The sequence below is a fragment of the Rugamonas sp. genome (genome assembly GCF_025354735.1).
Classification (GTDB): domain Bacteria; phylum Pseudomonadota; class Gammaproteobacteria; order Burkholderiales; family Burkholderiaceae_D; genus Rugamonas.
In genome coordinates this window covers 1-10,847 of record NZ_JANXMI010000108.1, presented here as the reverse complement: position 1 = coordinate 10,847, position 10,847 = coordinate 1, and the positions used below count along the sequence as shown (strand labels likewise).

8 protein-coding genes are annotated in these 10,847 nt (G+C 62.7%); 3 read left to right on the top strand and 5 right to left on the bottom strand.

Going from position 1 to position 10,847, the window contains the following annotated elements; translation table 11 throughout:
* Nucleotides 1–606 precede the first annotated feature (606 nt).
* Nucleotides 607–948: a CzcE family metal-binding protein gene (locus Q0S71_RS09375; RefSeq protein WP_295994165.1), complete on the top strand. Its 342-nt coding sequence runs from the start codon at nt 607–609 to the stop codon at nt 946–948.
* Between the two features lie 88 nt (nt 949–1,036).
* Here the strand turns inward: Q0S71_RS09375 and Q0S71_RS09370 are convergent, their stop codons facing one another.
* The 3 genes from Q0S71_RS09370 to Q0S71_RS09360 are packed head-to-tail and all read right to left on the bottom strand — an operon-like array spanning nt 1,037 to nt 6,853.
* Nucleotides 1,037–2,485: an efflux transporter outer membrane subunit gene (locus Q0S71_RS09370; RefSeq protein ID WP_295994163.1), complete on the bottom strand. Its 1,449-nt coding sequence runs from the start codon at nt 2,483–2,485 to the stop codon at nt 1,037–1,039.
* Entirely contained in the window at nt 2,482–3,675 is a 1,194-nt protein-coding gene (locus Q0S71_RS09365; RefSeq protein WP_295994162.1) for an efflux RND transporter periplasmic adaptor subunit, read from the bottom strand. Before Q0S71_RS09365 ends, Q0S71_RS09370 begins: the two co-directional genes overlap by 4 nt.
* Nucleotides 3,668–6,853 carry an efflux RND transporter permease subunit gene (locus tag Q0S71_RS09360; protein WP_295994160.1) on the bottom strand — a complete coding sequence of 1,062 codons (3,186 nt, stop codon included), beginning with the start codon at nt 6,851–6,853 and terminating at the stop codon, nt 3,668–3,670. The genes Q0S71_RS09365 and Q0S71_RS09360 overlap by 8 nt, the downstream gene beginning before the upstream one ends.
* A 470-nt stretch (nt 6,854–7,323) precedes the next feature.
* On the opposite strand from Q0S71_RS09360, the gene Q0S71_RS09355 reads away from it, so the two are divergent.
* On the top strand, nt 7,324–7,773 hold the full coding sequence (locus tag Q0S71_RS09355) for a MarR family winged helix-turn-helix transcriptional regulator (protein ID WP_295994157.1): 450 nt from the start codon (nt 7,324–7,326) through the stop codon (nt 7,771–7,773).
* Between the two features lie 146 nt (nt 7,774–7,919).
* Here the strand turns inward: Q0S71_RS09355 and Q0S71_RS09350 are convergent, their stop codons facing one another.
* Nucleotides 7,920–8,360 (bottom strand): MarR family winged helix-turn-helix transcriptional regulator, encoded by a 441-nt coding sequence (locus Q0S71_RS09350; protein ID WP_295994154.1) that lies wholly within the window; start codon nt 8,358–8,360, stop codon nt 7,920–7,922.
* A gap of 291 nt (nt 8,361–8,651) precedes the next feature.
* Here Q0S71_RS09350 and Q0S71_RS09345 point away from each other — a divergent pair, with 291 nt between their 5' ends.
* The gene (locus tag Q0S71_RS09345; RefSeq protein WP_295994152.1) at nt 8,652–9,776 is read left to right on the top strand and encodes an alkene reductase; all 1,125 of its coding nucleotides are present in this window, start codon (nt 8,652–8,654) and stop codon (nt 9,774–9,776) included.
* A 536-nt stretch (nt 9,777–10,312) separates the two neighbouring features.
* Here the strand turns inward: Q0S71_RS09345 and Q0S71_RS09340 are convergent.
* Entirely contained in the window at nt 10,313–10,693 is a 381-nt protein-coding gene (locus Q0S71_RS09340) for a hypothetical protein (RefSeq protein WP_295994150.1), read from the bottom strand.
* Nucleotides 10,694–10,847 lie beyond the last annotated feature (154 nt).

The window sequence follows — 10,847 nt, the reverse complement described above, 5'->3', positions numbered from 1 at the left end:
ACCGCCCCCAGATCGCCCAGTTTGTTCCTTGCCTTGCCATTTCCCACGCGTCGCCGGATCGGCCGTTACAACCGCCGACATTGGGCAAGCGGCCTGCTCACCGCTTTACGCCGTCAAAATCGAGTTATTAGAGCTCACCTTCAGTTACCAACGTTAGCGATCCGGCCACTAACTTGTTCAGGGACTGCATGACCTTCGGTGTGAAGCAAAAGGCATAGTGGCGCATACCTCATCGTAACCCCTGACTAACACAGATGACCAGGCAGAGGCAGATTAAACACGCCTAGGTCTGCTTTGGGGCGTTAGCAGTCAGTGGCATTGTGCTGCCCTTCGGACTTGCGCTGCTGCTGTTGCCGATACCCGGCACCAAACGCATACTTTGAGCGGGGTCGGTGAATGCCAGCGGCAGCGCGGCGTGGATTTTTTTGCGCGCCATGCTTGCCTAAAAAACCTTGCTTTCAGGTGCATATACTCCTACGATTTCGCCATATACACATACCCCATGGATCGCACCGCGTCGATCCGGGCTGGCAGCAAGGATGCGTCGTACGCGGGTTAAGCCGTCGACGCATTCGTATCCCCTCCCCTCATCAAAAGGAAACCATCATGTTCACATTTAATCGCACAGCCCTCGTGCTGTCCTTCGGCTTGGCGCTGGCGGCCGGCACCGCCGCCGCCGCCGACCTGCCCAACAAGCCGGCGCCCTACGGCAACCGTGCGCTCTCGGACAAGGCCGACCGCGAAATCGTCATTACGGCCGACACCAAATGGATCAACGTCACCAACGGCGAAACCGTGCAGTTCACGATGGACGGCAAGTCCTTCACCTGGCATTTCCGCACCGTGGGCGACGAGGTGGCATTCCAGCTGTCGAAGATCGCGCCGCCCGACTTCAGCAACGTCGACAAGCTGCGCGTGTTCGTCGCCGCCGATCCGACCTATCGCTGATCCGCGCGTCCGTCCATAAAAAACGGGAATGAGATAAATCGTTTATCTCATTCCCGTTTCTACATCGGCCCATCAGCGCCTCAGCCCATCACTTGGCGGCGACGGCTTCCCCGCTGTCGTCCGTGGCTTGCCAGCCGCCGCCTAGCGCCTTGACCAGCAACACGCTGGCCTGCATGCGGCGCAGCTGGATCGCGGCCGCCGACAACTGCGCTTGCAGCGCCACGTTCTCGATGGTCGACACTTCCAGATACGTCACCAGGCCGCCCTTGTAGCGGTAATTGGCCTGCTCCAGCGCGGTGCCGCTGGCCTTGACGGCGAGCGCCTGGCTGTTGCTCTCTTTTTCCAGCTGCACCAGCGCGGCGATGTTGTCTTCCACTTCCTGATACGCGGTCAGCACGGTGCCGCGATAGTTCGCGACCTTTTCGTCGTAGACGGCCTGCGCCTGCTCGTTGAGGGCGCGGCGCCGGCCGCCGTCGAACAGCGTCAGCACCGCCGTCGGGCCGAAGGACCAGGTGCGGCTCGGCGCCTTGAGCCACGACGACGATTGCGCACTGTCGTAGCCGAACAAGCCGGCCAGGCTGAAGACGGGGAAGTAGGCTGCGCGGGCGACGCCGATTTCCGCGTTGGCGGCGGCCACGCGGCGTTCCGCGCCGGCGACGTCGGGACGGCGCTCCAGCAATGCTGACGGCAGGCCGGTGGCGATGGCAGGCGGCGCCTGCGTCACCGCCAGCGGCTTGGCGTCGAGGTGGAACTCGCTGGGATTGCGGCCCAGCAGGACGGCGATGGCGTGTTCGGTCTGGGCCCGGTGCAGGCGGATGTCGGCGGCGCGGGTGCGCGCCGTTTCCAGCTGCGCCTGCGCCTGGGCGACGTCGATCAAGGCCGTGCCGCCGCCGTTGAACAGGTTCTCGGTCAGCTTCAGCGACTTTTCATAATCATCGACGGTGTGGTCCAGCAGCAGTTGCTGGGCGTCGTCGCTGCGCAGGCTGAAATAGTCGTTGGCCAGTTCGGCGTGCAGCGACAAATCGAGCGTCGCCAGGTCGGCGGCGCTGGCCTGCTGGCCCGCTTTCGCCGTCGACACCGCGTTGCGCACGCGGCCGAACACGTCCAGTTCATACGACACATCGAGGCCGATGTTGAAGTTGTTCAGCGTCGGTTCGGCGCCGTTCGGATAGCGCGGCGAATTGGTCGAGGTGCGGCCGCGCGTGGCCGATGGATTGGTCGTCACCGTCGGCGCCAGGTCGGAGCTGACCTGGCGCGTTTGCGCGCGCGCCTGCTGCAAGCGCGCGACGGCCGCTTGCAGGCTTTGATTGCCGGCGCCGATGTGCTCTTCCATCGCGTTCAATTCAGCGTCGCCGTAAGCCTGCCACCATTTGCCGCGCGCCTGTTCCTCGCTCGGCTGCGCCGGTTTCCAGCCGTCGATTTCCTTGTACGACTGCGGCGCCGCCACGGTCTCAGGCTTTTTGTATTCCGGCGCCAGCGAGCACGCGGCCAGGCCGCCGCTCAACAACAGCACGGTCAAGCTACTTGCGCTCTTCATGGTTTGGCCTTTGCGGGTTCTTTACGCGGCACCGCGTGCACTTCGACGCCGTCGATCAGCGAATCGGGCGGATTCAAAATCACCGTCTCGCCTGGCGCCACGCCGGCCAGCACTTCGATGGTGCTGCCGAAATCGCGGCCCTGCGTGATGCTCTTCAATTTCACGTGGTGGTCGGCGCCGACGGACGCCACTTGCAGGCCGGCGGCGCGGAACAGCACCGTGTTGGCCGGCAGGCGCAGGCTGGCGCTGTTGACCGGCAGCTTGAAGTGGACTTCGACGTAGGCGCCGGGGAACAGCTCGCCCTTGGGATTGTCGATTTCCAGTTCCACTTGCAGCGTGCGGGCCACCGGGTCGAGCGCGTTCGAGGTGCGCACGGTCTGGGCCTGATACACCTGGCCGGGACGCTCGCTGAATTTCAGCTCGGCCTTCATGCCGACCTTGGCGGCGCCGGCGTCGTTCTCCGGTACTTGCACGAAGATGCGCAGCTTGTGCGTGTCGGCCAGGTGGAACAATTCGCCGCCCGAGTTCTGGCCGGCGTTAATCAGGGCGCCGACGTCGGTGCGGCGCGCGGTGATGACGCCGTCGAACGGCGCCACCACGCGCTTGAACGATTCGAGCTCGTTCAGGCGCGCCACGTTGGCGGCGGCCGAATCGACGGTGGCCTTGCTGGCGGCGGCGGCGCCGGCTTTTTCATCGGCGTCCTGCTTCGACACGGACTGCGTGCCGAGCAGGCCTTTCCACCGTTCATTGGTGCTGTTGGCGAGCGCGTAGTTGGCTTTGGCGGTGGCCAGTTCGGCCTTGGCCTGGCTCAGTTGCTGGTCCACTTCCGGGGCGTCGATTTCGGCCAGCAGCTGGCCGCGTTTGACGACCGTGCCCAGGTCCGTGTGCCACGCCTTCAAATAGCCGGCGGTGCGGGCGTAGATGGGCGCTTCGATATTGGCCTGCACGCTGCCGGGCAGGACCAGCTCTTCGCCGGCGTCGCTGACGACGACGTTGGCCGTCACCACGTTGATGATGGCGCCAGCGCCGGCTTCCTGCGCCAGCACCGAGTGCGCGTGCAGGCGGCTGCTGATGCCCCAGGCGCCCAGCACGATCGCCACCAGCGGCAGGATCAGCAGGGCGCGCGGCGTCTTGGCCTTGGCGCCGTTGGCGCGCGCGTTATTCATATGGCCAGGTACGGGTTCAGACATGGGAAACCTCCAAAGATGGATGCGCCGGCGCCGCCTTGCGGCCGCGGACGATCGAGAAAATAACAGGAACGAAGAACAGGGTGGCGATGGTGGCGAAGATCAGGCCACCGATCACGGCGCGGCCCAGCGGCGCATTCTGCTCGCCGCCGTCGCCTAGGCCCAGCGCCATCGGGATCATCCCGATAATCATGGCCAGCGCCGTCATCATGACCGGACGCAGGCGGCCGAAGCCGGCCTGCAAGGCGGCCTGGTAGGCGCTGTCGCCCGCTTCCAGGCGCTCGCGCGCGAAGCTCACCACCAGCACCGAGTTGGCGGTCGCCACACCCATGCACATGATGGCGCCCGTCAGCGCCGGCACGCTGACCGAGGTGTGGGTCAGGAACAGCATCCAGACGATGCCGGCCAGCGCGGCCGGCAGCGCCGAGATGATGATGAGCGGGTCGAGCAGCGACTGGAAGTTCACGACGATCAGCATGTACACCAGCACGATGGCGCCGGCGAGGCCGATCAGCAGGCCGTTGAACGAGGCGTGCATGGTTTCGACCTGGCCGCGCACGACCACGTTGGAGCCTTTCGGCAGATCCTTCCGGGCCGCTTCGACGATCTCGCTGACATGCTTGGCCACGTAACCGAGGTCGGCGCCTTCGACGGTGCCGTAGATGTCGATCGCCGGCACGGCGTTGAAGTGGCTGACGACGGTGGGCGCGGTGCTGCGTTTAAGGCCGGCGACGTTCGACAGCACTTGCGACGGCGCGTTGGCGGCGGTGGTCAGCGGCGTGTTCTGCAAGTCGTTCAGCGTTTGCAGCTGGTGCTGCGGCGTTTGCGCGACGACGCTGTACTGCGTGCCCGTCTTCGGATCGTTCCAGAACGATGGCGAGGTCTGGAAGCTGCCCGACAGCGACACCAGCAAATTGCTGGCGACGTTTTGTTCGCTCAGTCCCAGCAGCTGGGCCTTGCTGCGGTCGACGTTGACGTTGATCTGCGGGTAGTCCGAGGCCTGCTGGATGCGCAGGTCGACCGCGCCCGGCACCGCGTGCAGCTTTTGCAGCAGCACGTTGGCGAAGGCGCGGTTGGCGGCGACGTTGAAGCCGGTGATCTGGATGTCGAGCGGCGACGGCAGGCCGAAGTTCAGGATCTGGCCGACGATATCGGCCGGCAGGAAGGAGAACGCCACCGACGGGAACTGGGCGTTCAATTTGCCGCGCAGGATGTGCATCAATTCGGCGGTCGGCGTGTGCTCTTCATTGAGGTTGATGAAGATGTCGGCGTCGGCCGGGCCTACCGGCGCCGAGCTGCTGTAGGCCAGGTTGATGCCGGAGTACGGCAGGCCGAGGTTGTCGACCACGTTGGTGATTTCGCCGGCCGGCACGGCGCCGCGTATCGTCGTTTCGATGGCGTCGCACAGGGCCGCCGTTTCTTCGATACGGGTGCCGCTGCGGGCGCGGATGTGCAGCTTCAACTGGCCCGCGTTGGCGGCCGGGAAGAAGTCCTGGCCCAGGCCCGGCAAGGGGCCGATGGGGAAGGCCAGCAGCGCGGTGGCCGTCATCGCGGCGAGGAAGACGATGGCGAACGGTTTGCCGTGGTCCAGCGCCCATTCCAGTATCGATTTATACCCTTCGCGCATGGCTTCGAACTTGCGCTCGAAACCGCGCTGGAAACGGTGCAGCACGCCGGTCGGGTTGGCGTGGGCGTGGGCGTCGTGCGGCTTGAGCCAGTACATGGCCAGCGTCGGCACCAGGGTCCGCGACAGCACGTAGGACGCCAGCATCGCGAAGACCACCGCTTCAGCCATCGGGATGAACAGGTATTTGGCGATGCCGGCCAACAGGAACATCGGCACGAACACGATGCAGATCGCCAGCGTGGACACCAGCGCCGGCAGCGCGATCTGCGCCGCGCCGTCGAGGATCGATTCCTGCACGCCCTTGCCCTGCTCCAGGTGCCAGTTGATGTTTTCGATGGTGACGGTGGCGTCGTCGACCAGAATGCCGACGGCCAGCGCGAGGCCGCCCAGCGTCATGATGTTGATGGTTTCGCCGAGCGCCGCGAGGCAGACGATGGAGGCCAGGATCGACAGCGGGATCGACACCGTGATAATCAGCGTGCTGCGCCAACTGCCCAGGAACAGCAGGATCAGCGCGCCGGTCAGCGCGCCGGCGATGACGGCTTCGCGCACCACGCCGGTGATGGCCGAGCGCACGAAGATGGACTGGTCGCTGAGCGCCTCGATCTTCAGTTCCGGCGGCAGCGACGCGCGGATCTGCGGCAGCTTGGCGTTGACGGCGTTGATGATGTCGAGCGTGGACGCGTTGCCGGTTTTCAGTACGTTCATCAGCACGGCGCGGCGGCCGTCCAGGCGCACCATATTCGTTTGCGGCGCGTTGCCGTCGTGGACGTGGGCGACGTCGCGGATATAGATGACGGTGCCGTCGTGGGCGCGGATCGGCAGGTTGTTCAGTTCATCGATTTCCTTCGGGCTCGAATTGAGCTTGATGAAGTATTCGGATTCGCCGATCTTCTGGGTGCCGGCCGGCAGCACCAGATTGCCGGCGCCGATGGCGGCGATGACGTCGTTGCCGGACAGGCCGCGCGCGCGCATGGCTTTCAGGTCGAGGTCGACCTGCACCTGGCGCTGCTTGCCGCCGTAAGGGAAAGGCACGGCGGCGCCGGGGATGGTCGCCAGCGCGGTGCGCAGCACGTTGTTGCCCAGGTCGTAGATTTGCGATTCGGGCAGGCTGTCGCTCGACAGCGCCAGTTGCAGGATCGGCACGGTCGAGGCGTTGTAGGCCAGGATCAGCGGCGGCGTGGTGCCGGGCGGCGCGAAGCGCAGAAGCGTCTGCGAGGCGCCGGTGATCTGCGAGAACGCCAGCTCTTCTTTCGCGCTCGGCTGGAAGAAGTATTTGACGACGGCGGTGCCGGACACCGACTGCGATTCCGTGTGCTCGATATCGTTGACGATGGTCTGCGCCACGCGTTCCGAGAACAGCACCACGCGGTTGGCGATTTCTTCCGGTTGCAGGCCGTTGTACTGCCACACCACGGCGGTGATGGGAATATTAATGTTCGGGAAAATGTCGGTCGCCGTGCGCAGGATGGAGTAAATCCCCATCAGCACGATCAGCAGGGCCATCATCAAAAAGGTATAGGGACGCCGCAGCGCGATACTTACAATCCACATGGCCGACTCCGTTCACGTCCGGTTCGCGAGAACTCCATCAGCCTGCCCGACCAGTGCGCGTTTTGGGCGCTGGCCAGTCCTTGTTGTTTCCACATAGTTTGCACCGTACCGTAGAAGTAATTTATTGATAAAAAAGAACAGCCGGGCTGGACCCGACTGTCCATATGCATAATGAAAAACAAATTAAGAGCACCTACACCCATTATCTGTAGGAATTCTCCTATGATGATACCGCGTCAAGGAAAAGTTTGCTGGCCGCGGCCTTTTATTCGCCGATACCGCCCCCAAGGGTCGGCAGTCGGCCAACAGCACGGACACGCGTGTCAGTCTGGCCAGGCCGCATTGCGGTGGATAATAGGTGCATATACACTCATTGTCAATCATCTAAATGGTCGCTGGACTATGGACCATGGACGTGGAAACCGTCGGACCGAACGGCTATACTGACGTTTTTACACCGGGAGTGCGTGTTGGATTTATTACCGTGCAATTGCTCGTCGCTGCGCAGCGCGACCCGCGTCCTGACGGCGCTGTACGATGACGCGCTGCGCCCTTCCGGCCTGCGCACGACACAGTATTCCATCCTGTCGCGGCTGAGCAAGGTGGGGCCGATCACGCTCAACGAACTGGCCGACATGCTGGCCATGGACCGCACCACGCTGGGCCGCAACCTGCGTCCGCTCGAGCGCGAAGGTCTGGTGCAACTGGCCGTCGGCGAGGTGGACAAGCGCGAGCGCGTCGTCAGCCTGACCCGGGCCGGCAAGGCCGCGCTGAAACGCGCCCTGCCTTTGTGGCAGGAAGTGCATGCCCGCTTCGAGGAACATTTCGGCGCGGCCGAATCCGGGCGGCTACGCGCGCTGATGCAGCAAGTGGTCAGCACCGGCCGCGAACTGTCGGAACGATACGCGGTGTCCGAGTAGGCCAGGGGCGCGGCCGGAAGCCAGCCGCCCGCACGTATCGGGTATCAGGTGTCGGTATCGGTATCGGGGTATCGCGTATCGCGTTCGGATTATCGGATTATCGGATTATCGGATTATCGCGTGCGCCTATCGCCTGTGATCGCCGCTTACGCGCTGTCTTCCAGCGCCAGTTCCCGGCCGGCGCGCGTAATGAGCCGCAGCGCGGCGCGCAGTTGCTGCGCCTCCTCCGTACCGAACTTGGTTTCCAGGCGCTGGTGCATGGCTTTCCACAAGGGGCGCGCCAGTTCCAGCATCTCGATGCCGGCCGCCGTCACGCTGACCAGGCGTTCGCGCCGGTCATGGCCGACGTCGAGCTTGACGAGGCCGTCGCGTTCCAGCGGGCGCAGGTTGCGGCCCAGCGTAGTGCGGTCCATCGTCATCATCTCGGCCAGCTCGCTGAGCAAGGGCCGCCCCAGCGCCGTCACCCGGGTCAAAATCGAATACTGCGTCATGCGCAGGCCGGACGGCCGCAGCGCGTTATCGTAAGCGAGCGACAGCGCGCGGGTCGCGCCGCGCATCGCCGAGCAGGTGCATTGAGGAACTTCCATCTAGTCTTACTCCGTCGCCGGACTGGCCGTCCGAAAGCCGCAGTATAAAACAATTTAGGCGCATATGCGCCCAATCGACCGAAACGGCGCGCCGGCGCATGCGGGAATTACCTTCCCTTTACTCGGGAAGCGGCGTCCGGCGCGCTGCGGCGAAGCCCTTTCCTCCTATGAGAACGGGGTTTTCGGCGGCGCTTTACACGCCAGTTGACAAAGCCGAAAACCGATTTCCGGCGCATGCGATTTTCCGGGAACTGCTATCGTGAATCACACCAAAATTCAAGGAGTGACATCATGACCAGCACCGCCCCACTGAAATTATTCTCGCCGATCCAGATCGACAGCTTCACGCTGCAACACCGCGTGGTGCACGCGCCGATGACGCGCCTGCGCTCCGAGGCCGACGACAGCCCGAGCGAGATGATGGTCGACTATTACGCCCAGCGCGCCTCCGAAGGCGGCCTGCTCATCACCGAGGCGACCCACCCGTCCTTCTTCGCGCGCGGCTATCTCGGCGGCCCCGGCATCTACACCGACGCCCACGTGGCCGGCTGGAAGAAAGTCACCGACGCGGTCCACGCCAAGGGCGGCAAGATCTTCATGCAGCTCGGCCACGACGGCCGCCAGTCGCACGTCGACCTGAGCGACGGCCGCGCGCCGATCGCGCCGTCGGAAGTGCCGTTCGAAACCAATGTGCTGACCCAGGATGGCTGGGTGCCGGTGTCGATGCACCGCGCCGTGACGCTGGATGAAATTCCCGGCCTGGTCGAAATGTTCCGCCTGGCCGCCGTGCGCGCGCGGCTGGCCGGCTTCGACGGCGTCGAACTGCACAACGCCAACGGCTACCTGGCCGACACCTTCCTGCAAGACGGCACCAACCGGCGCAGCGACGCCTACGGCGGCACGGTGGAAAAGCGCGCCCGCTTCTCGCTGGAGCTGGTCGACGCGCTGGTGTCCGTGTGGGGCGCGAGCCGGGTCGGCGTGCGCGTGTCGCCGAGCGGCCAGTGGGGCTCGATTTCGGACAGCGACCCGGAAGCGACCTTCGGCTACTTCGCCGAACGCCTCAACGAGCGCGGCATCGGCTACCTGCACGTGATCGAGCCGCGCATCATGGGCACCGAGACCATCGATGAAGCGGCCGCGCCGGTGGCCGCATCCTTCCTGCGCACCAAATTCGCCGGCACCATCATCGCCGCCGGCGGCTTCGACCGCGACGGCGCCGAGGCGATCATCGCCCGCGGCGACGCCGACCTGGTGGCCTTCGGCCGCTGGTTCTCGTCGAACCCGGATTTGCCGGCGCGCCTGAAGGCCAACGCGCCGCTGACCCGATACGAGCGCGACGCGTTCTGGGGCGGCGACCGCCGCCACTACACCGACTTCCCCAACCACGGGGCGGCGACCGGCGGCATAAATAGTTAACCCGTGGCTCGACTGGCTGAAGTTGGAACTGAGGGTGAGAACCTGACCACGAAATAGTGATTGCAGCGGAAGCCAATCCGATCGCCGCGTAGCCTGCAGCAGCTACGCGGCGTCAGACCCGTTATCGCTGCAGGCTCATGTCCGATATCGGCGACAGGAGCAAAATCATCAAGGGCGGGTAAAAGGCAGCCCCATTTTGGACGCGGTCGGCCCCCGTCGTCGTTCGGTATTTTTTCAAAAAAAATCGGCGCTGCGGTTGAGAAGGCATGATCCAGCATTAGACATGGATCAAAACATTAAATAAAAAGCAATCCTAAGATAACTTCTCAATCACCGAAATTTATCAATCATGCTCCCTGCTGAATATTAACAATTTTATTGAAAAATAATGAACTCAATATTGAAAAAATATTTAAAAAATATTGGGCAATACCGATTCGGTATGTGCAGCGGAAGCCTTGGTTGGCTATATAAAATACTCAACTATATATTTTATGCCGCTAATAATTTCTGCATTAATTTCACTTTTTGGAATTTTAATGATTGGCTTGATCGTTTTTAAAAATAAAAAATAATTTTAATATTGAAATTGAAGGGTGCTTCAAACCGCTGAGACGGCCTCTCAGAAATTTACCAAGGAGTATTAAAATGCATACGCTTAGCAATGATGAAATAGCGATGGTTGGCGGTGCAATATCTTCTTCGGATATTGCCGGAGTTTTAGCCAGTGCTTGGGTTGGCACCGTTGCCGGCGCGGCCGGAGGATCACTAGTTCCTGGAGCAGGAACGGTCGCGGGCGCTGCCGCTGGATTCATATTCGGAGTGGCGACAGGAATCGCATGGTTGTACGCTACAGCACCAACTGGAATTTCACCGGTAGGCGCTGGCGGAGGTAAAAGCACATGGGGAGGTCCCATACATCTCATAAATGACGTTTAATTTTATAATGGAGCGCGGCATACTACGAGCTGCTAAGTGCGCCGTGTAAAAATCATTTCATATTGCAGCTATTTGTCCAGTCCCGTCTGTTCATAAACACGTTTTACAAATAGGTGGGGTTTCTTTGCTTGC

What these genes read in the sequence shown, in the direction of transcription:
- Q0S71_RS09375 (WP_295994165.1), top strand. Translation starts at nt 607, where the DNA reads ATGTTCACATTTAATCGCACAGCCCTCGTGCTGTCCTTCGGCTTGGCG.
- Q0S71_RS09370 (WP_295994163.1), bottom strand. Translation starts at nt 2,485, where the DNA reads ATGAAGAGCGCAAGTAGCTTGACCGTGCTGTTGTTGAGCGGCGGCCTG.
- Q0S71_RS09365 (WP_295994162.1), bottom strand. Translation starts at nt 3,675, where the DNA reads ATGTCTGAACCCGTACCTGGCCATATGAATAACGCGCGCGCCAACGGC.
- Q0S71_RS09360 (WP_295994160.1), bottom strand. Translation starts at nt 6,853, where the DNA reads ATGTGGATTGTAAGTATCGCGCTGCGGCGTCCCTATACCTTTTTGATG.
- Q0S71_RS09350 (WP_295994154.1), bottom strand. Translation starts at nt 8,360, where the DNA reads ATGGAAGTTCCTCAATGCACCTGCTCGGCGATGCGCGGCGCGACCCGC.
- Q0S71_RS09345 (WP_295994152.1), top strand. Translation starts at nt 8,652, where the DNA reads ATGACCAGCACCGCCCCACTGAAATTATTCTCGCCGATCCAGATCGAC.
- Q0S71_RS09340 (WP_295994150.1), bottom strand. Translation starts at nt 10,693, where the DNA reads ATGGGACCTCCCCATGTGCTTTTACCTCCGCCAGCGCCTACCGGTGAA.